This is a genomic window from Yimella sp. NH-Cas1 (genome assembly GCF_022359705.1).
Lineage (GTDB): Bacteria > Actinomycetota > Actinomycetes > Actinomycetales > Dermatophilaceae > Yimella > Yimella lutea.
Map to the genome: position 1 here is coordinate 845186 of NZ_JAKSGG010000003.1, position 25872 is coordinate 871057.

General features: G+C 66.0%; 21 protein-coding genes and 1 riboswitch. Of the genes, 10 read left to right on the forward strand and 11 right to left on the reverse strand.

The window, feature by feature from the left end; all coding sequences use genetic code 11:
* Positions 1 to 12 precede the first annotated feature (12 nt).
* The gene (locus tag MF407_RS04435) at positions 13 to 1485 is read left to right on the forward strand and encodes a hypothetical protein (RefSeq protein WP_275578181.1); all 1473 of its coding nucleotides are present in this window, start codon (positions 13 to 15) and stop codon (positions 1483 to 1485) included.
* Here MF407_RS04435 and MF407_RS04440 read toward each other — a convergent pair.
* The 4 genes from MF407_RS04440 to MF407_RS04455 all read right to left on the reverse strand — a co-directional run bounded on the left by MF407_RS04440 (position 1455) and on the right by MF407_RS04455 (position 10306).
* Positions 1455 to 4316: a DNA methyltransferase gene (locus MF407_RS04440; protein ID WP_239701463.1), complete on the reverse strand. Its 2862-nt coding sequence runs from the start codon at positions 4314 to 4316 to the stop codon at positions 1455 to 1457. The genes MF407_RS04435 and MF407_RS04440 overlap by 31 nt on opposite strands.
* Positions 4317 to 4702: 386 nt before the next feature.
* Positions 4703 to 7948, reverse strand: coding sequence for a helicase-related protein (locus MF407_RS04445; protein ID WP_239701464.1), 3246 nt, complete (start codon positions 7946 to 7948; stop codon positions 4703 to 4705).
* 528 nt (positions 7949 to 8476) lie between these two features.
* Positions 8477 to 9070: a M23 family metallopeptidase gene (locus tag MF407_RS04450; protein ID WP_239701465.1), complete on the reverse strand. Its 594-nt coding sequence runs from the start codon at positions 9068 to 9070 to the stop codon at positions 8477 to 8479.
* A 75-nt stretch (positions 9071 to 9145) separates the two neighbouring features.
* Positions 9146 to 10306 (reverse strand): pyridoxal phosphate-dependent aminotransferase, encoded by a 1161-nt coding sequence (locus tag MF407_RS04455; protein ID WP_239701466.1) that lies wholly within the window; start codon positions 10304 to 10306, stop codon positions 9146 to 9148.
* Between the two features lie 234 nt (positions 10307 to 10540).
* Here MF407_RS04455 and rpsB point away from each other — a divergent pair, with 234 nt between their 5' ends.
* The 3 genes from rpsB (at position 10541) to MF407_RS04470 (ending at position 13544) form a co-directional block, all read left to right on the forward strand.
* Complete coding sequence (rpsB, locus tag MF407_RS04460) at positions 10541 to 11428, forward strand: 30S ribosomal protein S2 (RefSeq protein ID WP_239701467.1); 888 nt, start codon at positions 10541 to 10543, stop codon at positions 11426 to 11428.
* Between the two features lie 45 nt (positions 11429 to 11473).
* Positions 11474 to 12301, forward strand: a complete 828-nt coding sequence (gene tsf / locus MF407_RS04465) for a translation elongation factor Ts (protein ID WP_239701468.1) — start codon at positions 11474 to 11476, stop codon at positions 12299 to 12301.
* Between the two features lie 82 nt (positions 12302 to 12383).
* Positions 12384 to 13544 (forward strand): aminotransferase class V-fold PLP-dependent enzyme, encoded by a 1161-nt coding sequence (locus MF407_RS04470; protein WP_239701469.1) that lies wholly within the window; start codon positions 12384 to 12386, stop codon positions 13542 to 13544.
* 53 nt (positions 13545 to 13597) lie between these two features.
* Here MF407_RS04470 and MF407_RS04475 read toward each other — a convergent pair whose 3' ends face one another.
* Complete coding sequence (locus MF407_RS04475) at positions 13598 to 14626, reverse strand: hypothetical protein (protein WP_239701470.1); 1029 nt, start codon at positions 14624 to 14626, stop codon at positions 13598 to 13600.
* Between the two features lie 257 nt (positions 14627 to 14883).
* Here MF407_RS04475 and pyrH point away from each other — a divergent pair, with 257 nt between their 5' ends.
* The 5 genes from pyrH (at position 14884) to MF407_RS04500 (ending at position 18935) form a co-directional block, all read left to right on the forward strand.
* Positions 14884 to 15615, forward strand: a complete 732-nt coding sequence (pyrH, locus tag MF407_RS04480) for a UMP kinase (protein ID WP_129625541.1) — start codon at positions 14884 to 14886, stop codon at positions 15613 to 15615.
* Positions 15616 to 15672: 57 nt separating this feature from the next.
* Positions 15673 to 16239: a ribosome recycling factor gene (frr, locus tag MF407_RS04485; protein WP_129625542.1), complete on the forward strand. Its 567-nt coding sequence runs from the start codon at positions 15673 to 15675 to the stop codon at positions 16237 to 16239.
* 19 nt (positions 16240 to 16258) lie between these two features.
* Positions 16259 to 17182, forward strand: a complete 924-nt coding sequence (locus MF407_RS04490; protein ID WP_239701471.1) for a phosphatidate cytidylyltransferase — start codon at positions 16259 to 16261, stop codon at positions 17180 to 17182.
* 3 nt (positions 17183 to 17185) lie between these two features.
* A complete protein-coding gene (gene rlmN, locus MF407_RS04495; RefSeq protein WP_239701473.1) occupies positions 17186 to 18352 on the forward strand; it encodes a 23S rRNA (adenine(2503)-C(2))-methyltransferase RlmN in 1167 nt (388 codons plus the stop codon).
* A gap of 79 nt (positions 18353 to 18431) precedes the next feature.
* The gene (locus MF407_RS04500) at positions 18432 to 18935 is read left to right on the forward strand and encodes a DUF664 domain-containing protein (protein ID WP_239701474.1); all 504 of its coding nucleotides are present in this window, start codon (positions 18432 to 18434) and stop codon (positions 18933 to 18935) included.
* On the opposite strand, the gene MF407_RS04505 is transcribed toward MF407_RS04500, so the two are convergent.
* Positions 18911 to 20020, reverse strand: a complete 1110-nt coding sequence (locus MF407_RS04505) for a Rossmann fold nucleotide-binding protein (RefSeq protein ID WP_239701476.1) — start codon at positions 20018 to 20020, stop codon at positions 18911 to 18913. The genes MF407_RS04500 and MF407_RS04505 overlap by 25 nt on opposite strands.
* Positions 20021 to 20144: 124 nt before the next feature.
* Here MF407_RS04505 and MF407_RS04510 point away from each other — a divergent pair, with 124 nt between their 5' ends.
* Positions 20145 to 21320 carry an AAA family ATPase gene (locus MF407_RS04510; RefSeq protein ID WP_129625547.1) on the forward strand — a complete coding sequence of 392 codons (1176 nt, stop codon included), beginning with the start codon at positions 20145 to 20147 and terminating at the stop codon, positions 21318 to 21320.
* Here the strand turns inward: MF407_RS04510 and MF407_RS04515 are convergent.
* From MF407_RS04515 to thiC, 5 genes are all read right to left on the reverse strand, one after another.
* Entirely contained in the window at positions 21286 to 21960 is a 675-nt protein-coding gene (locus MF407_RS04515; protein ID WP_129625548.1) for a thiamine phosphate synthase, read from the reverse strand. The two genes, MF407_RS04510 and MF407_RS04515, sit on opposite strands and share 35 nt — an antisense overlap.
* Entirely contained in the window at positions 21945 to 22076 is a 132-nt protein-coding gene (locus MF407_RS04520) for a hypothetical protein (RefSeq protein WP_239701477.1), read from the reverse strand. Before MF407_RS04520 ends, MF407_RS04515 begins: the two co-directional genes overlap by 16 nt.
* Positions 22076 to 22738, reverse strand: a complete 663-nt coding sequence (locus tag MF407_RS04525) for a hydroxyethylthiazole kinase (protein WP_239701478.1) — start codon at positions 22736 to 22738, stop codon at positions 22076 to 22078. The genes MF407_RS04520 and MF407_RS04525 overlap by 1 nt, the downstream gene beginning before the upstream one ends.
* Positions 22725 to 24047: an MFS transporter gene (locus MF407_RS04530; protein WP_239701479.1), complete on the reverse strand. Its 1323-nt coding sequence runs from the start codon at positions 24045 to 24047 to the stop codon at positions 22725 to 22727. Before MF407_RS04530 ends, MF407_RS04525 begins: the two co-directional genes overlap by 14 nt.
* Positions 24044 to 25744 carry a phosphomethylpyrimidine synthase ThiC gene (thiC, locus tag MF407_RS04535; protein WP_239701480.1) on the reverse strand — a complete coding sequence of 567 codons (1701 nt, stop codon included), beginning with the start codon at positions 25742 to 25744 and terminating at the stop codon, positions 24044 to 24046. Before thiC ends, MF407_RS04530 begins: the two co-directional genes overlap by 4 nt.
* Positions 25742 to 25851: riboswitch (TPP riboswitch) on the reverse strand. It overlaps the preceding gene by 3 nt.
* Positions 25852 to 25872 lie beyond the last annotated feature (21 nt).

Consider the following 25872-nt stretch of genomic DNA (forward strand, 5'->3'; position numbering starts at 1 on the left):
AGGCCGGCTGCGATGAGCTCCGAAGGCCCAGTCGTCGCGTTCCGTGCGAGCCCGCGGGGCAGTCGGGCGGGGTTCGTAGTGATTCCTGACGGGGCAGCTGGAGCACTGACAATCACCGTGCTCCCGAAGCCATGGAACACCCACGAACGCCGACATCTGCTGATCCCGGAGCACGTTCCGGGCACCAGCACGCACGCCACCCTCTTCGAGGGTGAGTCGGCCGAAATGGCGAGCTCTGCTCGTGTCGTCAGCGCGCTGACTCACGGCGTGCTGGATATGAGCGACCGCGAGGGGCGCAAGGACCTTCTCCAACTGGTGCGTGCGCGCGGCAGTGGGACGACCCCGCCGCCGCTCAGTGCCGACTCCATCGAATCCGTCATCAGCCTGATGCTCCTAGCTAAGCGCCAGCGGACATCGTTGGACGATCACCAGTACCGCGGCGCTGCCGCGGAGTCGTTGCTCAGAGTCGTGGAGCAGCAGCTCTTCGTGGACGAGGTCCGACGCGTCATCGATCGCGTCAGACCGGGCTACCTCGAACGTGTCGACCGGCTCTCCAGCCCGCGGGGGGCGCTGTCCGGCACGAGTCTCGCCATAGCGCTGCTGACCGGCACACCCGAGGTCGAATACCGATTCGATGAACAGACGACGGACACCCCCGTGCTCCGCATCGTTCTGGCAGCGCTCAGGACAGTCGCGACCGACCATGCCCCCGCTGCGCTTGCCCACATGGCTGCACCTGTCCGGTCGCAGGCGGTCGGCTTGGCCCGACGCCTCGACAGCGTCACCGTGCTGGAGCGCGAGCGTGCCCTACTCGCGGCACGGCAGCTTGTGCTCCACAAGCTCGAGCGGCCGTGGGCGCGCGCTGTCGAACAAGCCGTCCGAGTCCTGTCCCGAACCTCGGTGGTGCCGCTGGATGGCAGCGCCGGAACGGAGCGCGCGGTGGCGATCTACCTCTCGATGGAGAAGTGGTGGGAGCAGTCCCTGCTCGGGGCACTCCAGCACGTCGCGGATGCGGGGACCACGCACCCCCAGGCGCCCGTCGGATCGCCGTGGGCCCCTGCGTCCGGGACGCGGAAACCAGAGAAACGAAGCGCAGACTTCATCTTCGTCCTGAACGGCCGTCGCTTCCTCGCGGACGCCAAGTACAAGGTGGACGAGTCCGCTCTGGGGGCTTCCGACGGCGACCAAATGTTTGCCTACAGCCACACCGCGGTCCTCCCGGGCTCCGACGTGCTAACCGAGGCAGGAGCCGTCTTCTACGCCCAGCCGGTCCGCGGCAAGACGCGCAGCCGCGAGGTGCTGATCCGGACGACTGCGCCGCGTTACGAGCTTCAGCTCCTTGACCTGCCGTTCCCGTCGCCAACAGACGTCCGAACGGACGCGGCGTGGCGCGTGTACTTGGAGTCCCTCGCCGAATGCGTCCGCCAGGACCTGACCCCCGCGGTCACGACACCTCAGACCGTGGGACCGACCGTCGGGTCGTAGCGCAGGGTGCCCGGCCTGTCGCCTGTCGGCTTGTAGGCGTTGTAATAAGCCCGCTCAAGGACCGGCAGCTGGGCGGTGTACCCGAGCGCCTCGGCCAGCAGGCGATCGATCCTGTCCGTGATGTCCCGCATCTCCGAGTGGACGTAGTTCCCCATCCACTTGCCGGCGTACTTGGTGAACTGGACGTGGTTCGGGAAGTCCTGGACCAGCTCGTCCGCTAGGTCGGCGAGCTCCGCGCGCGTTTCCTGGGGCAGGGCACCGAAATCGACCGGCGTCGAGGTCAGACCGTCGTTTGTCGCGTGGAAGTCGTCACTCGTCGACCACCACCAAACGAAGGCCAGCTTTGAGGCCAGGACAGCAAGCACCACTTTGGCATCCTGAGGGTTGGTGATCTTCAACCACGACGAGCCCGTCTGTGGCGTCGGCGCGAACTCGAGGTCATACGCCGGAGGATCCTCGTTGAAGACCGAGATCCAATACAGGACGATGGACTTGAAACCGACGCGACCCGACCCCGCACGTGATATGACCTGCGAAAGCCGACCCTTCGGCGCGAGCCTCGCGAAAAGGTCCGCGAGCTCCTCATCACCGCACCGGATCCAGCCCGCGTGCGGGTGGACGGCACGCGCGTCGACATAGGTGAGCGTCTCGAATAGCGATGCCCGAAAGTCATCTACCCATCTGTGGGTCTTGGTGACCTGGAGAGATGCCTTCTCTGCTGACCACCCTCCTGCGACGACGATGGTGGAGCGGACTCCTAAGCCGGCCGAGAAGAGTGCGGCCGGATTACGTGAGAACGCACTCACCCAGAGTGATGCGAAGCGGCTCTCCAGATGCGAACGAAGCTTGACGAACTCGGCGCCGAACTGGGCCGAAATCGGGATGATGAGCGACATGCGGCCATCGGGACGGGTGATTTGAGAGGCCCGCTCCGTGCAGGGCGCGTAGATGTCCGGCAAGTCGGTCGTCTTGAAGCCGCTGAACTTGTAGCCGGTGATCTTGCTCTTGGCGATATAGGGCGGGTTACCGATGACCACGTCGAAGCCACCCTCGGAGAACACCTCGGGAAACTCGATGAACCAATGGAACGGCAAATGCGATGCCACCCACTCGTCCAGGGTGAGGCTTGCCGCGCTCTGGCCGCCGAAGTAGGTGCGGTTGATGGCCAGCCGCGCCGACGAGAGCGCAGACGACAGGGCCTTGCGGGTTGTCTTGATCGTGTTCTCGTCGCCGGCCTCTGAGCCAGCGCGGAAGGCGTTGTATGCGAGTCCTACTACCTCGGCAGAAGCCTTTGCCTGTTCAACGACATCAGCGGCGGTCAGAACATCGCCGGCGAAACTCAACTCCTCCGCGTTGAGAGCGCCGACAAGGGCATTACCCGGCTTGATGTTGAAGTCGAGGTCAGGAAGCGGCTCCAAGTCCTGTCGTTTGTCGATCGCGGCCACGAGCTTGAGGAACAGCCGGAGCCGAGCGATCTCGGTGGCTTCCTTCATGATGTCGACGCCATAGAGGTTGTGCAATGTCGCGTGCTTGAGGATGTAGTAGTTCTGGTTGTGCCGCGGCTCGTCAACCTCGGCGATGAGCGCAGCAAGCTCCGCATCATCGGAGGTCACCGCGTGCGACCGAGCCGCGTCGAGGATCGCGTCGTAAAGATCAAGGAGAATCTTGAGTGCGGCGAACAGGAACGCGCCCGAGCCGCAAGTTGGATCGATGACCTTCAGGTCCGTCAGGATGCGCCAGGCCGCAACAACGTTCTTGGGGGTGTCCAATCCGTCGACGACGTCAAGCGCAAGCGTTTCGAGGTCGATGTTCGCCGTGACCGCAGCGTCGGCGGAGTTGATTGCACCCGCCTTCGCAGAGGCAATGATGCGCTCGTGATCGCGGTGCCGGTGGTCGACCTCCCACCAGGTCTCGCCCGGCAGGCCCCAATCCTCTGACGCCTTCTCATTCCATGCGGGACGCGGGAACGACGCGGACTGGGCGGTGATGTCCTCTGGGTACGGAGTGTCCACACCGTAACTGACCGATTCCCACACGTAGCGCGCTGGCTCTGCTGCGACGTAGGCCCACGGATTCACTCCAGTCAGTTTCTCGACTCGCTCCAAGAAGACGGGCAGCAGGGTCGAGGAGGTCATGAAATGGGTCACGTCCTCCTTCGTGTAGTACGCGCCCATCTGCTTCTGGTTGATGAACTGCTCGAAGATGTGGCCGAGGACGTCAGGATTGATCTCGTTCGGGTTCCCCAAAGGGCGGTCGTCGAGGTGCCATTGGTAGCCGTCGAAGAGATCGAAAATCTCCTGAAAGATCTGATCTTCGATGTGGATTTCGTTGTAGGTCAGCTCCAATTCGTGCACTGCGAAGATGCCGCCGTTGATGTACGGGATGTCACCCACGATCTTCTTGATAGTCGGGTCCTTGATGGCCAGGCCGGGCTCGCCAAGGCCGTCATGGAACATGGGGATGAGGAAATCTGCGTAGAACTCGAAGAACTTGTCGTTCCCGCTGAGGGCCTTCACCTGGTTGAGGCGGTTGCGCAAGTAGTCGCGGTCGTTGTCCATGAAACCCTTGCGCTGCAAGAAGTAGATGAACATGAGCCGATTCAGCAACAGGGAGCTGTACCACTTACGTTCTTGGTTCTTGGTCTTCTTGTCCTCGTCCGTCCGCTCTTGCTCGTAGTCGGGCAGCCCGTCGATCGCCTTGACCAGTGCCTCGTGCCGCCTGGAAAACTTGTCGTAGAAGGCCTTGGTGATGCGGTCGGCATCGAACGCCGCACGAAGGCGCCGGAGCACCTCGATGATGCTTGGGCTCTCGGTGACCTTGATCTCGATCATGGCGAGGCGCTGCTCAAGGGCCTCGTTCTCGCGACCGATGATGTGTCGGTGGGAGACAAGTCTGGTCTTGCCACGGCCCTGATCGTCGCTGGACTGCGGCCACCGCCACTCTTGCTCGAAGTCACCAGCAAAGATGACGAGGCGTTCAGTGGAGTGCTTCGTAATCTCCTTGTCGACGTACCGCTGGGTTCGTGCGTCGAGGATGTCGTTGCACAGCCAGATCCGGACGCCTTTGTATTGAGCGATCTCGGTGCAGACGACGTCGTACTCGTCGTCGGGCCCGGGGAGGCCGATCGTGACGGGGTTGAGGCTCGGTCGCGTCCAACCGAGCTCTTCGATGAAAAGTTCGCGCCACTTGCCGGCGTTCACGAGGTCGATGAGCTTGCTCATGCCTTGCTAACCCCCATCGTGCAGACGATTCGGATGGGGTCAGCCCCGGCGGCGTCGGGAACCACCAGGTTCTCGTCGCGGTGCAGGAGGGCGAGCAGGTCGCCGAGGTCCTCGTCGCTGGGTCGAGTCTTGAGTGCGGAGCGCAGTCTCCTCTCAGCCATGGTCTGCAATGGTCGTGCATACAGAGCTTCAAGTGCCTCGGTGACCTCGGGTGGAGTGTCGAGCTTCTGACTGAGCCGGTTCCAGACTTGCAGACGCACACCACGCAGCCGGCCCTCGATGGTTGATGCCTGCGCCAGGGGACCTCGCACAAGGTCGGCGGTGAGGTTGAAGTGGTCGGCGCGAATGGGCAGCGTCGGGGTGCTCGACTCGGCAGAGAACACGTTCAGGGCCTGATGACCGGTTAGGAGGCGGAGCTCCTCACCTGGCTCGGCGAGGCCGAAACCGTCGTAGCCGTTCTCAGTGCGCACGTAACACGCCACCCCATCGGCATCGCCTCGCGGAAGCGCTGGGCGGGTGGAGTAGACGAGGTCGGGCATGCTTTGGACCTTGCGGGTGAGGTCCGGGGTCTCTTCCTCGGCGTTTGCCCACACCTCGTAGGCTAGTGATGAGGCATCGACCTCGCTTTCGGACTCACCTTCGACAAGCTTGCCGTCGTAGAGATTGTGCAACTCCTGTGTCTCCTCCGGTGAGCCGAAGAACTTCTCATCGGAGCCAAACGCCTGGGCATTGTTGGCCAGTCGTCCGGCGATGCGCTGACGAAGGTTAATTACGTTTTCCACGTCCTTGTGGAAGAAGGTGTACAGCAGGATTTCTTCGGCTTGCTGACCCACGCGGTCTACGCGTCCCGCGCGCTGGATGAGCCGGATGATCGCCCACGGGAGGTCGTAGTTGACGACAATGTGGGAGTCCTGGAGGTTCTGGCCCTCCGACAGCACGTCTGTAGCAACAAGGACGCGGACTTCGTCGTTCTTCGAGATTGGTTTCGGGTCCTCGTGTGGCTTCGCGTTCGACACCGGCGAGAACCGACGCACGATGTTGGTGGGGTTGTCCGTATTTCCACTGACCAAAGCGACGCTGGACACTCCGGCCTCCCTGAGTGAACGCTCGACGTACTCGGCCGTGTCCTTGTACTCGGTGAAGATGAGGACCTTGTCGTCCTTATGCGTCTTCGTCAGCAGGTCGATGAGAGCGGCCAGTTTGGAGTCGTTCTTGGCCTCCCAGGCGCTGTATAACGCGATCAGGCGACGGATGATGTCGGAGTCGTTTCGCAGATGCTGGACCATGTCGTCCGTAAAGAGGTCGTGGCGCACCCAAGTCACACTCTCCGGCTTGCGGCCCTTGAGTGCGTCGTAGTTCTCGTCACTCGCGTCCGGGTCGGGCTCACCGTCGGAGAACATCTCATCGATGACCGTGCCCGTAGGCACATCGATGCCGTTGTCGAAAGCATGAATCCACATCTCGTTACGCGCCAGATGTCGTTTCAGTGAGATGTCGTAGGCGTAGCCGCAGGACGAGAGGCGCTTGTAGAAGTGAGTGCGGGTGATGCCGATAAGCCGACTCCTGGCACGCTCCCAGTCCTTGACTAGTTCTTCCTCGGCGGGCGTGAGCTTGACCTTCTTGTCGACATAGTCGATAAGCGCGTAGCGCGGGAGTTTGAGCGCGTTGATGGCATCGAGTGCGTCGTCGCTGGAGATCAGGGCTGCAGGGTCTTTGGGGCCGAAGTCGTGATCGATCGGCATAGGTAGGCGAATCGGGAAGTAGAAGCGGCCGCCATCTGGGAAGGCAAGGTATTCACGGCCGTTCACTGGGTCGGTCTTGCCGTAGTTCGCCTTGACGAACGAGCGCGTGCGCCGGACGAGATGCTCGGACATAAGGTTCTTCCAGTCCTCAGCCTCCTCGGAGCGTCGGAAGGCCTGCATCGTGTTCGTTCGCCCGTCCACCAGATCGCGAATACGGGGGTTGCCCCGTAGCGCCTCACGAGGCTCCAGCCCAAGGTCGTCGTCCTCGCCGATGTACATGCTCAACTGGTTCGCAACGTCGGTGAAACGCACGTTGTAGGGCGTCGCCGTGAGGAGCAGCACCTTGGACTCGTTGCGCTCGATGTACTCCTTGATTGCCTTGTAGTCTCGGCGCTTGTCCGAGCGCAGGTTATGGGACTCGTCGAGGATGACGAGTTGATAGCGACGCAGGTCCGGCAGGTCACGGTGCGCAGTCGAGTAGGAGACAACCTCGCCCGGCACGTCGTAAGCATCGAGGTGCTCCTTCCACATCCGGGTGAGGTTCTTCGGGCAGAGGACGAGCGTCGAGTAGCCGTACTGCTCACGCAGAACGAGCGCCGTGGCGACAGCAGTCAGGGTCTTACCGAGACCGACGACATCGCCGAGCATCGTGCCGCCGCGCTGATAGACCCGACGTGAGAGCGTCTGCACGGCATTCACCTGGTAGTCGAGGAGTTGGTTCCGCATGTCCGGAGGGAGGCTGTACTCCAACTGGCCTTCGCGGACATCGCGTGAGAGGTGATAGCAGACCTTGAGATAGACCTCGTAGGGCGTGGGCGGGGTCTCGGCCGCCCACGACTCGTCAATAAGGGCGATGAGGTCTTCGGTGATGTCGATGGAGAAGCGATCGTCCCAGCGGTCCTCGAACCACTGAGCGAGCTTCGCCGCCGCGTTGAAATCGAGCACGTCGACATTGAGCTCGTAGTTGTGCTCGAGACCAGCCATGGTGAGGTTGCTCGACCCGACGAACCCGGTGATCGGGTGGTTCGGGTCCTCCTTGAAGGCAAGATAGGTCTTGCCGTGCAGCGGCCGGCGTGTGAAAAGCTTGATAGCCACTCGCTCCTCAGCTAGGTGGCCACGAAGGCGTCGAAGTGTTGCCTGGTCGCGCGACGTCGGCAAACCGCGCATGAGTTGGGTGCGGAACTTCATCACCGCGAGTGTTTTGCGTGCGCGGGCGATCTCGCCGTCTATGACGTCGGCGATGTCCGTCCCTTCAAGTTCAGCCTGCAGGGTCTGGAGGAGCTCGTCCTCGTCTTGGCCGCCGACCGCCATGCCGACGAGAACCCGCATGACCGGGGCGTCAGAGGTTGGCTTGGCATCGATCGAGTCGGCGAAGGTCGACCAGCCGCGTAGGTTGAAGTAGCCGACGGCTGCGTCCAGACGGTCAGAGCTTTCGAAGGTCTTGATGAGGTGAGGGCCAAGACGGTCGTCGTCCTCGATGTTGTCGAAGATTCGTGTCATCGGCACCTGCTCCCACGGGTCTCTCGCCCTCGGTGGGCGTGCGTCACAGCTAAGGAGGTAAACCCTAGTGAATCGCTCCGACGGTCTGTGGAAGAGCCATCCGATCAACGAGCCTGTCAGGCCGATTGAGCGCCGAGTCCAGCAGCTGCTCAAGAGTCAGCAGGTCGACTTCGCGAAGGCCAGCTTTGACCGCGGCCTCTAAGCGGTCGAATAGCTCGGCCTAGGCATCGGAGTGCACGCCGGCTCGATGTCGCCGCACGGCAGGCACCTCGACCCGGGTGCCGGTGAAGGCCAGTACGAAGCCCGACGTCGTCGTCACCTCCGCCTCACCCGGCACCGTCGACAATCAGCGGGTCGACTCGTGCGGTTCGTGCACGCGAGCTGCTCGCCAAACTGGTCATCGCGGTGCTCAACTACTGCCGCTGAGTCAAAAGGGGTCGAGTACTTCAGCGCCGCCCCGGCCGTCTTGACGGCTGCACCCCGAACCAGTGGCCGTCCGCAGCCGCGAAGGCGTAGCGACCACCCTGCTCACGGCACCGGCAGCAGCCGCACCCGGGTCGATCCGAGCAGGGTGAGCGGGTCGCGGTAGTCGCGCGGCCCGACCAGCAGGCCCCAGTGCAGGCAACTGCGCGGGGCGCAGTGCGACCCACCGGCGGCGAGCGTGCCGATGCGATCGCCGCCGGCCACCGAGGTGCCTACCGCGCTGCGGTCGTCGAGCGGTTCGTAGGTGGTGCGGCGTCCGTCGCGGTGGGTGACCGTCACCGTGCCGCGGCCGGCGATCACCCCGGAGTGGGTCACCGTGCCCGCGCCGGCCGCCAGCACTGCCGCACCGGTGCTGCCGAGCAGGTCGACCCCGCGATGTCCGGCGGCCCACGGCTGCGGCGGCTGCTCGAAGGGTCTGATCACCGGTGGAGTGGGCGCCAACGGCCACCGGTAGTCACCGGTCGGGGCCACTCCGTTCGGGGTTGTGCCAACCGTGCCGGACCCCGACCGGGCCACCGCCACCCCGCCGGCGGACGCGGCGAGCACCGGCACGGATGACGCGGGTGAGGTCGGCGCCTGCGCCGGCGCGGTCGCCCCGAGGGTTGCCGAGAGCCAGACGAGTGCGAGAAAGGTCTTCATCCACGACACGGTGCGTGCCACGGGCAGATCAGACGACACCGTCCGGCAGTTTCGGGGACGGATCGCGGCGGAGCCTCAGGCTGTGGAGAACGCCTTGTGCAGGCGCGCCACACCCTCCTTGATGACCTCCGGACGCTTGCAGAAGGCGAAGCGCACCAGGGTCGCTCCGGATGTCTTGTCATCGAGGAAAGCCGACACCGGCACGGCCGCGACGCCTGCCTGTTCAGGCAGTGCCCGACAGACGGCGAGACCGTCGGGGCCCCACGCGGCGGCGTCGGCCACCACGAAGTAGCCGCCCTGCGGCACCGACACCGGCAGGCCGAGGTCGGCCAGGCCGTCGGCGAGCAGGTCGCGCCGCGCCCGCATGTCGTCACGCAGCCCGGCGAAGAAGGTGTCGGGCAGTCGCAGGCCGGTGGCGATCGCGGGCTGGAAAGGTGCGCCGCCGGAGAAAGTCACGAATTGCTTGACGGTCCGCACCGCCGTGATCAGTTCGGCAGGACCGGTGATCCAACCGATCTTCCACCCGGTCGTCGCGAACGTCTTGCCGGCCGAGGAAATCGTCAGCGTGCGGTCGGCCATCCCCGGCAGCGACGCCATTGCGATGTGCTCTGCGTCGTAGACCAGGTGCTCGTACACCTCGTCGGTCACGACCACTGCGTCGTGCTCACGGGCGAGTTCGGCGATGAGGTCCATCTCGGTCCGGCTGAACACCTTGCCGGTCGGATTGTGCGGGGTGTTGAGCAGCACCAGCCGGGTGCGTTCGCTGAACGCGGCGCGCAGCGAGGCCTCGTCGACCGTGAAGTCGGGGAACCGCAGGACGCTGGTGCGCCGAACCGCCCCGGCGAGTGCGATCGACGCCGCGTAGGAGTCGTAGTACGGCTCGAAGGTGACGACCTCGTCTCCCTGCTCGCACAGGGCCAGGATGGTGGTCGCGATCGCCTCAGTGGCGCCGGCCGTCACCATGACCTGGGTCGCCGGGTCGACCTCGACCCCGCGAAAGCGCCGTTGATGTTCGCTGACTGCCTCACGCAGGTCGGGAAATCCGATCGAGGGTGGGTACTGATTCCGGCCCGCACGGATGGCGTCGACGGCGGCTTCGAGCACGGCGCTCGGCCCGTCGGCGTCCGGAAACCCCTGCCCGAGGTTCACGGCGTCGGCCGCCAGGGCCCGTTGGGTCATCTCGGCGAAGATGGTCTCGCCGAAGTCCTGCATGCGGTGCACGAGTGGGTTGCTCACCTTCGGCACCTTACGGGGGCCGCGCGATTCGGCGGTTCGTGGGCGGTGCCCCTACACTGGAAGTACGGCCCGAACTGTCGGGTCGAATTCGCGTGCTCGATCCGGCTCCGGCCGGGCGCATCCGTTCGGTCCCGTCGCTTCCGCGGCGGGTGGGAGGCGTCCGAGCACCAGGTTCACCGCAGGCACCCGTCCGTGGTGAAGAACAACTGGAAACCTCTACGAAAGGACTTCGGCATGGCCGTCGTCACCATGCGCCAGCTCCTCGAGAGCGGCGTCCACTTCGGACACCAGACCCGCCGCTGGAACCCGAAGATGAAGCGCTTCATCATGACCGAGCGCAATGGCATCTACATCATCGACCTGCAGCAGTCGCTCACCTACCTGAACGACGCGTTCGAGTTCATCAAGCAGACCGTCGCCCACGGTGGCACGATCCTGTTCGTCGGCACCAAGAAGCAGGCGCAGGAGTCGATCGCCGAGCAGGCGACCCGCGTCGGCATGCCGTACGTGAACTACCGCTGGCTCGGTGGAATGCTCACCAACTTCAACACCGTGCACAAGCGCCTTGCTCGCCTCAAGGAGCTCGAGGAGATCGACTTCGACGACGTCGCCGGTTCGGGACGCACCAAGAAGGAACTCCTGGTCCTCAAGCGCGAGAAGGACAAGCTGGAGCGCACCCTCGGCGGTATCCGCGACATGAACAAGGTGCCCTCGGCCGTCTGGGTCGTCGACACCAAGAAGGAGCACCTCGCGGTCACCGAGGCGCGCAAGCTGAACATCCCAGTCATCGCGATCCTCGACACCAACTGCGACCCGGACGAGGTCGACTACAAGATCCCGGGTAACGACGACGCCATCCGCGCGGTCACCCTGCTGACCCGCGTGGTCGCCGACGCCGTCGCCGGGGGACTCATTTCCCGTTCGGGCCAGAGCGGCGCGACCGAGGGTGCTGCGTCCGAGCCGATGGCCGAGTGGGAGCGCGAGCTGCTCGCCTCCGACGACACCACGGACAAGGACGAGGCCAAGGCGCTCGCGGAGGCCACCGAGGCAGCTGCCGCTCCGGCCGACGCTGCCGGTGCGGTCGAGGTCGAGGCGCCCGCGTCCACCGACGCCCAGGCCTGACACAACCCTCGTTCAACTTCAATTCGCGAAGGAGCGAACAAACACATGGCGAACTACACCGCGGCCGACATCAAGGCGCTGCGTGAGTCGACCGGCGCCGGCATGCTCGACGTCAAGAAGGCACTCGACGAGGCCGACGGCGACCAGGCCAAGGCCACCGAGATCCTTCGGGTCAAGGGCCTGAAGGGTGTCACCAAGCGTGAGGGCCGCACGACGGAGAACGGCCTCGTCGCCGCCTCCGCCGAACGATCGGTCGGCAACCTCGTCGAGGTGCTGTGCGAGACCGACTTCGTCGCCAAGGGCGAGAAGTTCGGTGCCCTCGCCGACCGCGTGCTGAAGCAGGCTGTCGCCGTCAACGCCAAGAACGCCGAGGAGCTGCTCAGCAGCGAACTGGACGGTCAGACCGTGCAGTCGATCCTCGACGAGGCGAACGCCACCATCGGCGAGAAGATCGAGATCAAGCGCGTCGCGAGCGTGGAGGGCGACACCGTCGTCTCCTACCTGCACAAGACGAGCCCCGACCTGCCCGCGCAGATCGGTGTCGTCCTGGCGGTCAAGGGTGACGACGCACAGACCGCTCGCGACATCGCGATGCACATCGCAGCGTTCAGCCCGACCGTCCTGTCCCGTGAGGACGTCGACGCCGACACCGTCGCCAACGAGCGTCGTGTCGCCGAGGCGACCGCCCGCGAAGAGGGCAAGCCGGAAGCCGCGCTGCCGAAGATCATCGAGGGCCGCGTCAACGGCTTCTTCAAAGAGAACGTCCTGCTGGAGCAGGCGTTCGCCAAGGACGCCAAGAAGACCGTCGGAAAGGTCGCGGAGGAGGCCGGTCTGCAGATCACCGGTTTCGCTCGCTTCAAGGTCGGCGTCTGATCGCACAGCTTCACCCCGAAGGGGCCGGGCACCGCATGTGGTGTCCGGCCCCTTCGTCATGCAATGCACCAGAATGATCCGCATGCGCGATGACGTGATGGACATGTTCGACGCCGATCCGACTGTGCTGCACATGAATTCGGGGGCGTTCGGGATGGTTCCCCGCTCGGTGCGGGAAGCGCAGCGACGATGGAGCGACCGGGTCGAGGCGAACCCGGTGCGGTTCTTCCGGCAGGAGTGCCACGACGAACTCGCGCGGGTGCGCGCAGAGGTGGAACGTTTTCTCGGTGTCGGTGACGGCTCGACCGCGCTGGTGCGCAACGTGTCCGAGGGCGTCGGGGTGATCCTCGATGCGATCGGCCTGGGGGAAGGGGACGAGGTCGTCGTCTCCGACCACGGGTACCCGACGGTGGCGACCGCTGCTGCGGTGCGCGGCGCCCAGGGGCGGATCGCCGGCTTCGCCATCGATGCGACGGACGACGAGATCGTCGAGGCCTTCCGGGCTCAGGTCACCGAACGCACCAAGCTGGTGGTCATCGACCAGATCACCTCACCCACGGCCCTGATGCTCCCGGTGAAGGCCGTGGTGGACGCCGTCGCGCCCGTTCCGGTGTACGTCGATGCCGCTCACGCGGCGGGCACGCTCGACGTCGACGTGGCCGGCCTGGGAGCAGCGTTCTGGGCGACGAACCTGCATAAGTGGTGCTACACGCCGCGGGGTACCGGTGCGCTGTGGGTGGCCCCCGAGTATCGCGACGCCATCCGTCCCGCGGTCACCTCATGGACCAGCGCACGCGGATTTCCCGCGTCGCACGACTTCCCGGGCACGGTCGACTTCACGCCGATGCTCGCGATCCTCGACGGGTTGGCGTTCTGGCGGGAACACGGCGGGTTCGAGATCGCCGCACGGTCCACCGATCTGCTCCGAACAGGTTCGGAGATCGTTCATCGGCAACTTGCGATGGCATTCCCGGGTGACATGCCCGCCTACGACCACGGGTGGCCGGCACGGACCGCACCCACGATGCGGCTGGTGCCGTTGCCGGACGGCTTGATCGGCGACGCCGAGGACGCCGCCGCGGTGTACCGAGCGATGAGCGATTCGGGTGTGGAGTGCCCGCCGGTGTACTTCGCCGGCCGCGGCTACATCCGCCTCGGCGGCGGGTTGCACGTGGACGAGCTCGATTACGACCGGTGCGCGGCAGCTCTGATCGCGGCGTTACGGACGGTCAGCGGCTACTGACGCCGTCCGCGGTCGGACCCGCCACCGCTGTTCGTGCGGAACCGTGGCCGAGGTCAGCGGGCGACCTTGGTGGTGACGCGGGTCGGGCTGATCTTCAGGATGGCCTTCTCGAAGGTCTGGGTGGTGCCCGTGGAGTTCGTCACTGTCGCACCGACGGGGAACCCGACGGCGGCCTCGGCCCCGTACTTCACGAACGTCGACTGCATCGCCGGCATCACGGCGTGGGACCTGGTCTTGGACGACCAGTAGATCCATCCCCGCTGGAAGCCCTGAGTCAAGCCACTGGTTCCGGTGGGGGACACCGCGGCCCGCTTCGGCAACATTGTGGGCAGGCCGTAGGTTGCCAAGCCGCCCCCGGCAGCCCAGTAGCGGTAGTTGTCACCCCAGACGGAGAACGTGCCGCGGCTGTACTTCACGGCGATCCCGTTGGAGAACGGCACGTACCGAACACCGGATGCGTAATCGGTCTCTGCGGCCAGGGGACCGCCGAGGGACCCATTGACCCCACCGAGCTTGGTCCACAACGTCAGGATGGTGCCGTACGGGCGTGCTGCCTCGTTGATGTACTTCTGCGCGGTGGCCTGCGCCTGGTCGTACCGGTAGGGATACCCGGAACGTTCGACGGCTTGCGCCAGCTGACCCGCGGTGGCGTACCGGCTCTCGAGGGGGAGTGCGACATTGATGAACTTGTTCACCTGGTACGTCACGTCGCGCAGTTGCTCGTAGGTGCCCCACCCCATGCTCGGACGCATCTGGAAGATGCCGATGGAATCGCGGTCACCGCAGTTGAGGTTGTTGAGCCAGGACTCGACCCAGCCCGCCTCGAACATCGCGAGCATCACCTTCGCGGAGATCTTCCGGTTCTGCCCGATCTCGTACATCTTGCGAGTCACGTTGATGTCACGACCCGACGGGTAGGTGCTGCAGGCGGCCTTGGAGATTCCGGGGCTCCGCAGGCCGGTCGTCGGCGAGTAGGCGCCGACCTTGTCGTCCGTGGCAGCTGCGGATGCGGCGAAGGGGAGCAGGAGGGCGGCGGCCAGGAATGTTGACAAGCCGGCGCGGCGAGGGAAGAGGACAGTCATCGGCGGGGGCTCCGGTGGCTTCGGGGGACGGGGTCCTGGATGTGAATCGTGCGACACGCCGTGACAGTCGTTGACCAAAGTGGCTCTTGTGACTAAGGGACGGCTGGTACAGAGTGCCAGCCGTCCGCGCGGAAGGCAACCGTGGACTGAGCAGCGCTGCGAATGTGGAAGTATTTGTCGACCGCATCGTCAGGGACGGTCGCAGGATCTCCTCCGGGGGAACTCACCGACGCCCAGTCACGAACTCGGAGGCACGCATGACCGAACCCGCCATCAGCCGGACCTACAACCGAGTGCTGTTGAAGCTCTCCGGTGAAGTATTCGGAGGCGGGAGCATCGGCCTCGACCCGGACGTCGTCAAGGGCATTGCCGCTCAGATGGCGCAGGCCAACCGCGCCGGCGTCCAGATCGCCGTCGTCATCGGAGGAGGCAACTTCTTCCGTGGCGCCGAACTGCAGCAGCGCGGCATGGACCGGGTACGTGCCGACTACATGGGCATGCTCGGCATCGTGATGAATTGCCTTGCCCTGCAGGACTTCCTGGAGAAGGAAGGCATCGAGACCCGCGTCCAGACCGCCATCACCATGGGTCAGGTCGCCGAGTCGTACATCCCGCGTCGCGCGATCCGCCACATGGAGAAGGGCCGCCTGGTCATCTTCGGCGCCGGAATGGGCATGCCGTTCTTCTCGACCGACACGGTCGCGGTCCAGCGCGCCCTGGAGAGCCGCTGCGACGCCGTCCTGATCGCCAAGAACGGCGTCGAGGGCGTCATGACCGCCGACCCGAAGAAGGACCCGAGCGCCACCCTCATCGACGAGGTCACCTACCAGGAGGCGATGGAGCGCGAGTTGCGGGTCATCGACCAGACCGCGTTCGCGCTCGGTGCCGAGAACAAGTTGCCGATGGTCGTCTTCGGGATGGAGGGCGAGGGCAACATCACCCGAGCCCTGCAAGGTGAGAGGATCGGGACGTTGGTGGTTCCGGCCTGACCGGACCACATCTGAGCATTGTCAGAACGACTTTCCGTACGAAGGAGCACGCGCGCGATGGACGGCAGTATCGAAGAGAGCCTGTTCGAGGCCGAGGAGAAGATGGACAAGGCCGTCGAGGTGGCCAAGGAGGACTTTTCCGCCATCCGCACCGGCCGGGCGAACGCCGCGATGTTCAACAAGCTCACCGTCGACTACTACGGTGCGCCGACCCCGCTGCAGCAGCTGGCGTCGTTCCAGACACCCGAGGCCCGCACCATCCTCGTCCAGCCCTTCGACAAGGGCTCAATGGCCGCGATCGAGAAGGCTCTGCGCGAGTCCGACCTCGGCGTCAACCCCAGCAATGACGGAAACGTCATCCGCATCGTCCTGCCGCAGCTGACCGAGGAACGCCGCCGCGATTACATCAAGATCGCGCGCGACAAGGCCGAGCACGCGCGCGTCTCGGTGCGCAGCGTCCGCCGCAAGGCCAAGGAGGAGATGGATCGTCTGGTCAAGGACGGCGACATCGGTGAGGACGAGGGCAGCCGCGGCGAGAAGGACCTCGAAGCACTGACCAAGAAGCACGTCGACGTCATCGACGATCTGCTGAAGCGCAAGGAAGCCGAACTGCTGGAGGTCTGATCGACCTCCGCGTCCGCTCATGAGCCACACCGCACCGAAGCGTCCGCCGCAGCCCGACCAGGCTGCGGCGACGTCGGTCACCCGTCGCTCGGCGCGTGCCGGCCGGGGCGCCACGGTGGCTCACAACCCGACCCCGAAGGCCGGACGCAATCTCTACGCCGCGATCGGTGTGGGGCTCGGCCTGGCGGCGCTCGTTCTGGTGTCGTTGTTCGTTCGCAAGGAAGCCTTCGTCGTTCTGGCGACCGCCGCGGCGGTCGTCGGCACCTGGGAACTGCTGCGCGCAATGGCGCACGGCAACATCCACCCGCCGGCGGTCCCGACGCTTGCCGGCGCGGCGATCATCCCGCCGGTCGCGTACGCGTTCGGTCCGCAGGCTCTCGCAGCCGCAGTGGCGCTGACCTTCGTCGGGATTCTGGTCTGGCGCTCGATCGGGCGGGTGCGTGACAGCGCCGCCGATGTCGCGGGCGGCATCTTAACCACCTTGTACGTACCGACTCTCATCTCGTTCGCGATCCTGCTCGTCCACCCGGCCGACGGACCGCAACGCATTGTCGTGTTCATCCTGACCACTGTCTGTTCCGACATCGGTGGGTACGCGGTCGGGGTGGTGTTCGGCAAGCACCCGATGGCACCGACGGTGTCTCCCAAGAAGTCCTGGGAAGGGTTCGCAGGATCGTTCGCGTCCTGCGTCCTGGCCGGTTCGCTCGCCGTCCACTTCCTGCTCGATGGACGTTGGTGGATCGGCGCGCTGATGGGTTGTTGCCTGGTGGTCGCCGCCACCATAGGCGACCTGTGCGAGTCGATGATCAAGCGAGACCTCGGCATCAAGGACATGAGCAATCTCATCCCCGGTCACGGCGGTCTGATGGACCGTCTCGACTCCCTGGTGATCGCAGCACCCGTCACCTGGGCCATCCTCACTCCCTTCGTAGCGGTGAACTGAAACATGTCAACTGATCTGCCCACCCCCTCGACCCGCAAGCCGGTACCGGGGCAACTCACCTTTACCGCGCCCCGGCGCGGCAAGCCGCCGGTGCACCTGGCCGATCTCGACGAGGCCGGCCGCAAACAAGCGGTCGAAGCATTGGGGCATAAGGGTTTTCGTGCCAAGCAGCTCTCGACGCACTACTTCGAGCACCTGGTCACCGACCCGGAGCAGATGACCGACCTGCCCAAGGGCGGGCGCGACGAGCTCGTGTCGGCGATGCTCCCGCAGCTGCTCACGCCGGTGCGTTCGCTCGAAGCGGACAACGGCCGCACGATCAAGCAGGTCTTCCGGCTCTTCGACGGAGCACTCGTCGAGTCGGTCATCATGCGCTACCCGGGTCGCGTCACGATGTGCATCTCCAGCCAAGCCGGCTGTGGCATGAACTGCCCGTTCTGCGCCACCGGCCAGGAGGGGCTCACCCGCAACCTCACCATCGCCGAGATCGTGGAGCAGGTCGTCGCCGGTGCGCGCTACCTGCGCAGCGGACAGCTTGCCGGCGGCAACAGCGAGGACCGCGAAGCCCCGTTGCGCGTTTCCAACGTCGTCTTCATGGGTATGGGGGAGGCGCTGGCCAACTACCGGCAGGCGGTGAACGCGATCCGCCGCCTCACCGAGGCGCCGCCGTCCGGTCTCGGCATGAGTGCGCGCGGCCTGACGATGTCGACGGTCGGCCTGGTGCCCGCCATCGACAAACTGGCGGCCGAAGGCATCCCGGTCACCCTGGCGCTGAGTCTGCATGCCCCTGACGACGAACTGCGCAACGAACTCGTCCCGATCAACACGCGCTGGTCGGTGGACGAGGCGCTCGACGCCGCGTACCGCTACTACCAGACCACCGGTCGGCGGGTCTCGATCGAGTACGCGCTGATCAAGGACATCAATGATCACGCCTGGCGGGCCGACCTGCTGGGAGAAAAGCTGAACGCCCGCGGCAAGGGTTGGGTGCACGTCAACCCCATCCCGCTCAACCCCACGCCCGGTTCGAAGTGGACGGCATCCCGCAAGGGGGTCGAGCAGCAGTTCGTCGAGCGACTGCGTGCGCACGGTATCCCGACCACGGTGCGCGACACCCGCGGCTCCGACATCGACGGAGCCTGCGGACAGCTGGCGGCCTCGACCGCCTGAGCCGTACGGACGGGCACAGACGGGCACAGACGGGCACGGACGGGCACGGACGGGCACGGATGCCGCTAGCGTGGGCGTCATGTTGCCCCAGGATCTGCTCATCGACGGCATCGGACGCAGCCAGGAGGTCGCACACGGTCTCGTGGACGAACTCGACGCCGCGTCGCTCAACCGTCGTCCCACGGACGAAGCGAACTCGATCACCTGGCTGATCTGGCACCTGGCCCGTCAGCAGGATGTTCAGATCGCCGACCTCGCCGGCGCCGAACAGGTCTGGACCCGCGACGGTTGGGCGCAGCGGTTCGGTCTCGATCTGCCGGACGAGTCGATGGGGTACGGGCACACTGCGGCCGACGCCGCGAAGGTGCGGGTCGACGACCCGGCACTGCTGACCGGCTACCTGGATGCGGCCGTCGAGACGACGTGCGCTTACCTGCGTGACCTGGACGAGTCGAGCTGGGACGACGTCGTCGACGAAGACTGGGACCCGCCGGTGACCCGTGCGTCCCGCCTGGTCAGCATCATCGACGATGCTGCTCAGCACGCGGGCCAGGCCGCCTACGTCCGGGGACTCCTGGCCTGATCCAGCATGATCGCCTGCGCTTCGTCGATGGTGTCGACGAGGTGGAGTGAGTCGCCCAGGGGCGACTTCGCGCCCAGTGCCTGGAGGGCGGGCCAGACCGGGATGGTCCGGGTCCACTGCTCGCGGCCGACCAGGACGAGGGGTGGGCCGGGCTCGGTGCCGTAGTAGAGCCGCGTCGTCACCTGGAAGATCTCCTGAACGGTGCCCGCTGCTCCCGCGAGCACGACGATGCCGGCGTTGCAGATCGCGAGGAGGATGTCCTCGCGCAACGCGTTGCTGAAGTACTTCGCGATCGCCGAGCCGAACAGGTTCGGCGGCTCGTGCCCGTAGAACCACGTCGGGACGCCGAGCGAGCGGTGGGTGTCGGTCGGCACGTGACGCTCGCGCACCTTCCACGCTGTCGACGCCCACCCGTCGATACTTTGTGCGAAGTCCGGTTCGTCAGCGAGGTCGATCAGCGCTTGTTGCAGTTCTTTCGAATCACCAAGCAGCGCACCGAGATTCGCGGCCTCCATGGCTCCGGGTCCGCCGCCGGTCACCACCGTGACCCCGGCGTCCGCGAGCCGAGCCCCGAGTCGCGCGGCATCCTCGAACTCAGGAGTCCCACGGCGCAGCGCGTGCCCACCCATCACGCCGACCACGCGACGTCCGTGCACCCACTCCTGCAACGCGTCGGTGATGCCGTCGTCGTGCATGGCGCGTTGCAGCGTGGCGTACGCGTCGTGAGCGGAGCGGGCGTCGCGGCTCCAGTGGTAGGCGCGAGCATCCGGTGTGTTCTCGTAACCGCGGGCAAGCAGGCCCTCGTACAACTCGGTGTAGTCGTACAGCGCAGGCCGGAAGGACGAGACCGGCAGCGACGGATCGTCGTGGAAGATGACAGCGCCGTGCCTGCGCAGATGCTCTTCCAGTTTCGGACCGATCACCCCACCGAGTACGACGACGCCCTCGAAGTCGTTGCGGCGCAGCAGATCTGACTCGCGCGTGGTCAGGTCGAGACCTTGCAAGCGGGCGTGGTGGAAGTGTCCGACAGGTTGCTCGAGCAGCCTGTCGAGCGCGAGGAGCGTTTCGACTTCGTGCGGGTTCACGTCGTCCATCCTGCGTGATCGAGCCCCGCTCGGAGGTTGTTCCACGCACGCAACGCTGGGATTCTTGGGGCGGCTGCCCCAGGGGCTGAGCCAGAATGTCGGTATCGGCCAATAGCCTGCCGACATGATCTCCACCGTCGCGGTCGCCGGCTATCGCTCGCTGCGTGACATCGCCCTACCGCTGTCGCGGCTGACCGTCGTCACCGGCGGTAACGGCTCCGGTAAGAGTTCGCTGTATCGCGCCCTGCGTCTGCTGGCCGACTGCGGCACGGGTGATGTGGTGGGCTCACTTGCCCGGGAAGGGGGTCTGCAGTCGGCGCTGTGGGCCGGCCCGGCCACCCTCACCGCCGCGCGCCGGGGTGCACCGGTCGAGGGTCTGATGCGCAACGGCAAGCGAGTCAGTCTGCAACTCGGTTGCGCCACAGACGATTACGGTTACCTCGTCGATCTCGGCATTCCGCAACAGTCAGGATCATTCTTCGATCGCGACCCGGAGATCAAGCGTGAGGCCGTGTTCTCCGGGCCGGTCATGCGTCCGGCGACGACGGTCGTCCGGCGTCGCTGGCACACGGTCGAGCAGCGCGACGGACGGGTGTGGGCCGAGGTCGGTGAACTGCCGACCTACCGCTCGATGCTCACCGAGTTCGCCGATCCACGTCGGCATTTCGAACTCGCCGCGCTGCGCGCCCAACTGCGCACCTGGCGCTTCTACGACGGCTTCCGCTCGGACGCCGACGCCCCGGCCCGAGCACCGCAGGTCGGCACGCGCACCCGGGTGCTGGCCGGCGACGGCCACGACCTCGCGGCAACCGTGGCAACGACGCTCGAGGCGGGATTCGAGGACCTGCCTCGAGCCGTCGCCGACGCCTTCGACGACAGCACCATCGACGTCGAGGTCAACGACGGATTCTTCCGGTTGGTGCTGCAGCAACCCGGGATGCTGCGCCCGATGAGGGTCGGCGAACTGTCCGACGGCACCTTGCGATTTCTGCTCTGGGCGGCCGCGCTCACGAGCGTCGATCGGCCTTCGCTCATGGTGCTCAACGAGCCCGAAACCTCTCTGCATCCCTCGCTGATCCCAGCCCTGGGACGGTTGATCCGAGCCACGAGCCGGCACACTCAGGTCATCGTCGTCACCCACAGCGACCTGCTCCTCAAGGAACTCGATCCGACGCCGTTCGAGCCGGACGAACCGGTCGAGGAACGCGTGCTCATCGAGCTCTACAAGGACTTCGGTGAAACGTTGGTGCGCGGGTTCGGCCTGCTCAGTACACCCGCCTGGGAGTGGGGCAGCCGCTGAGCACGTCGCGCACCACGGCGGCCGGGTCGTCCGCGTCCATGATCGAGCGCACCAGCGCCACGCCGGCAACTCCAGCGCTCATGAGGGCCGGCACATCGGCCGGTGTGATGTCGCCGATCGCAACGACCGGCAGCGATGTCGCCGCCACGATCGGCGGATAGCCCTCGACGCCCAGCGGGTCACGCCCGGAGTCCTTGGTCGGGGTCCGCCGGAAGGGTCCGGCACCGATGTAGTCGATCCACTCCTGCTGCTGCTGCGCCCACCGGGCGAGTTCGACGGTGCCGGTCGTCAGTCCGATGACGGCCTCGTCGCCGAGCATGGCCCGGGCCGCTTCGGCGGGCAGATCGTCCGTACCGAGGTGCACCCCGTGCACCGGCGCGCCGTGCAGGCGGGCGGCGTGCGCCACATCCGTGCGGTCGTCCACCAGAACCCTCGTCGCCGGCGCAACTGCGTGCACGGCGTCGGCCACCGCGATGGTGAGGTCGAGCAGTTGCCTGGTCGTGGCCTGTTTTGCCCGCACCTGCACGACGCCTACTCCTGCTGCTGCGGCGTCCGCAGCAATCTCGACCGTGCGACGCGAGGTGCCCGACGTCACCAGGTAGCACCGCAGATCCAGGGACGTGCTCAGCCGCTGCACCATCGGGTGCTCACCTCCAGATGAGTTGGTCCGATCCGGTCGAGAGCGTCCAGCAGCTCCACCTTGAAGCTGCCGGGGCCGGCGCTCTTGCGGGCGGCGTCCTCGGCGGCGGAGCTCATCAGGGCGACAGCGGTGAGGGCCGCATCGAGGGGGTTGCCACCGTGATGAACGCCGTGACCAGCGCGCTCAGCAGGCAACCGGTTCCGGTCACCTGGGTGAGGCGTGCGTCGCCGCCGGTCGATCCGATGACCCGGTGCCCGTCGGTGATGACGTCCAACTCGCCGGACACGACCACGACACACCTTGCGTCGTGTGCCAATCGGGCCGCATCGTCGATGACGGCCCGGGAGGAGCACGTGGTGTCGGCGCCACGAGCGCCACCGTCCGCCCCGGCCAACGCGCGGATTTCGGACGCGTTGCCTCGGATCGCTCCCGGATGGTGGCGAACAAGGTTGCGCGCCAGGGGAGTTCGCACCGGAGTCGGTCCGACGACCGCAGGGTCGAGTACCCATGGACGGCCGCCGTCACGGGCAGCTGCGACCGTCGGCAGGATCGCTGCCGCGGTCTCCTCGCCCAGAGCAGCGAGGTTCACCAACAGCGCGTCCGCGCCCCGGACGAGGGTGGGTGCCTCGCCGATCGTGGCGGTCATCAGTGGACGGGCACCGGCGGCGAGTAAACCATCGGCGACGAACGGCGCGGATACGGCTCCGGTGAGGCAGTGGACCAACGGGGCCTTCACTCTCATTGCGTCCAGGATCGATGCAACATCAGGAGTGTGCATGGGAGGTCTCCTTCGCAGCAGGGTGAAGGTCGAGTTGTCGGACGTCGTCGCGCGGCCCCAGGTGCCCGCAGGAAGCCACGAGCAGACCGGCGAGCACCAGCAGAGCCACGACAGCCGTCCGATGACCGATCGCGTGCTGCAGTTGCGGCAACCAGAAGGGATGCAGCGCGGGGACGATGATCGACAGGCTGTAGGCCGTGCCGTAACCGGTCGACCTGATGGCTGCCGGAAAGCCTTCGGCGAGATAGGCGCCGACGGGTCCGTAGCCGCAGACCGTGATGACCTGCAACAGACACGCGAGGGCCATCGCGCGCCCGATCTGGGAGGTGCCGACCAGCTCGAGCCAGACCAGCGGTCCACTCACCGCCGCCAGCAGACCCCACAGGACGAAGAACCGTCTACGGCCCACCAGCGTCGACAGGTGACCGGTGCACGCCATGACCATCGCCTGCGCGACGGCGGCCGCGCCCATGATCCAGGCCGCGGTCGTGGTGTCCAGGCCGACGCTGCGACGCAGCTCGTCCGGCAACGCGATCACGACCAGGTTGGTCATCATCCACAGGCCGGTCATCAGCCCGAACAGTTGCCAGAACGAGCGGCGGTGCTGTCCGATGAGCAAGTCCCGCAACCCGATTCGTGAGCTTGCGGCCGCTGTTGCGCGGTCGGCGACCTGGCGTCGGTAGAAGTGCAGCAGAGTCAGCGAGGCAACGCCGCCGGCGACGAAGGGTACCCGCCAACCCCAGGTTTCGTAGGCGCCGGGATCAAGCAGCGACAGCAGCGCCCAGGTGGTGAAGGCGATCGTCGCCTGCGCCCACGGTGCCATCGACATGATCAGCCCTGAGTAGAGACCGCGCAGGCGCGGACGCGACCATTCCATCGCCAGCGGGATGGCGGCCGAGTACTCACCGGCGACGAACACGCCACCCAGGAAGCGCATCGCCAGGATCCACCAGATCGCCGCGGCGCCGATGACCTCATGGGTGGGGGTCACCGCGATACCGAGGGTGCACGTGGCGGTTCCACCGATCGCCACGGTCGCGGTTCGGGTGCGTCCGAACCGGTCGCTGAGCCGGCCGAAGACGACGCCACCCACGGGTCGTCCCAGCAGCATCGCCATCACGACGATCGTCGCGCCGGCAGTGCCACCGTGCGGGCCGGTGATGGCCGGAAGGGCAGGGGCCAGCGCGACGAGGGGCAGGAAGATGTGGACCTGATCCACGAAATTGCCGGCCACTCCGCCCCGCAGGGCGGCGCGGCCCTGCGGGGAGAGGGGGTCGGTGTGTTCGCGGTCGGTGACCGCTGCGCTCACTGGGCCGCGTCGACGTAGACGCTGGCGCCGAGCTCGATGAACTCCCGGGACTTGTCCCGCATCCCATCCATTGCCGACTTGTGTTGATCCCGGATGTCCTGACTGATTCGCATCGAGCAGAACTTCGGTCCGCACATCGAACAGAAGTGCGCCGTCTTGGCGCCTTCGGCCGGCAGCGTCTCGTCATGGAAGGCGATCGCTGTGTCGGGGTCGAGCGAGAGCGCGAACTGGTCGTGCCAGCGGAACTCGAAGCGTGCCTTCGACAAGGCGTCGTCGCGCACGCGCGCTCCGGGGTGTCCCTTGGCGACATCGGCCGCGTGCGCCGCGATCTTGTAGGTGATGACCCCGGTCTTCACGTCATCTCGGTTGGGCAAGCCCAGGTGCTCCTTGGGGGTGACATAGCACAGCATCGCCGTGCCGTGCTGGGCGATGACTGCGGCACCGATCGCGGAGGTGATGTGGTCGTATCCCGGCGCGATGTCGGTGACCAGCGGACCGAGCGTGTAGAACGGCGCTCCGTGGCACCATTCCTGTTGCAGTTCAACGTTTTCCGGCACGAGGTGCAGGGGCACGTGTCCCGGGCCCTCGACCATCACCTGCACGTCGTGCGCCCAGGCGCGCTCGGTGAGTTCGGCCAGGGTCCGCAGTTCGGAGAACTGGGCCTCGTCGTTCGCATCGGCCACCGATCCGGGACGCAGTCCGTCGCCGAGGCTGAATGCGATGTCGTACTGGGCGAAGATCTCGCACAGCTCGTCGAAGTGGGTGTAGAGGAACGACTCCTCGTGGTGTGCCAGGCACCAGCCGGCCATGATCGACCCGCCACGACTGACGATTCCGGTGACGCGTTCGGCGGTGAGCGGGACGTACCGCAGGAGCACCCCGGCGTGGATCGTCATGTAGTCGACCCCCTGTTCGGCCTGCTCGATCACGGTGTCGCGGAAGATCTCCCAAGTGAGGGCCTCGGCGCGTCCGTCGACCTTCTCCAGGGCCTGGTAGATCGGCACCGTGCCGATCGGCACGGGGGAGTTGCGGACGATCCACTCGCGGGTGGTGTGGATGTCGTCGCCGGTCGAGAGGTCCATGACCGTGTCGGCGCCCCAGCGCGTCGCCCAGCTGAGCTTGGAGACCTCTTCCTCGATGGAGGAGGTGACCGCCGAGTTGCCGATGTTCGCGTTCACCTTGGTGAGGAACCGGCGGCCGATGATCATCGGCTCCGACTCCGGATGATTGATGTTGGACGGGATGATCGCGCGACCCGCCGCCAACTCCTCGCGAACGACTGAGACGTCGACGTTCTCGCGCAGCGCGACGTAGCGCATCTCGGCCGTCACTTTGCCCTGACGCGCGTAGTGCATCTGGGTGACGGTGCGACCAGGCTTGGCGCGCAACGGATTTCGTCGCTCACCGCGCCATTCGTCGGAAGCTTTGCCGCGACGGACGGCGGAGCGTCCGTCGTCCTGCAGGGTGCGTTCGCGACCCTCGTAGGTCTCGACATCGTCGCGGCTTTGGATCCAGCCGGAACGAGTGGCGGGTAGGCCGGCGGCAGGATCGCTGCCGGGTCCCGCGGTGCGGTAGACATGCACATCGGGATTCGGTGTGCCGTCGGGGGATTCGTCGAGGCTGATCGCGGTGACGGGCACGCAGATGTCGCCGTCGACGAGGTGGTGCAGGCGGTGCTTGGGATGAATCTCGGACATCGAGATCTCCTCACTTCCTTCGCCGGAATGACCCGGGCAGGTTCGGACGGTCCGAGCGGCGTCAGCTCGATCTCAGCCCTCTGCCGAGGGCTCCCGTGTGGGTGTCGCCACCGTAACCCATGTCACTT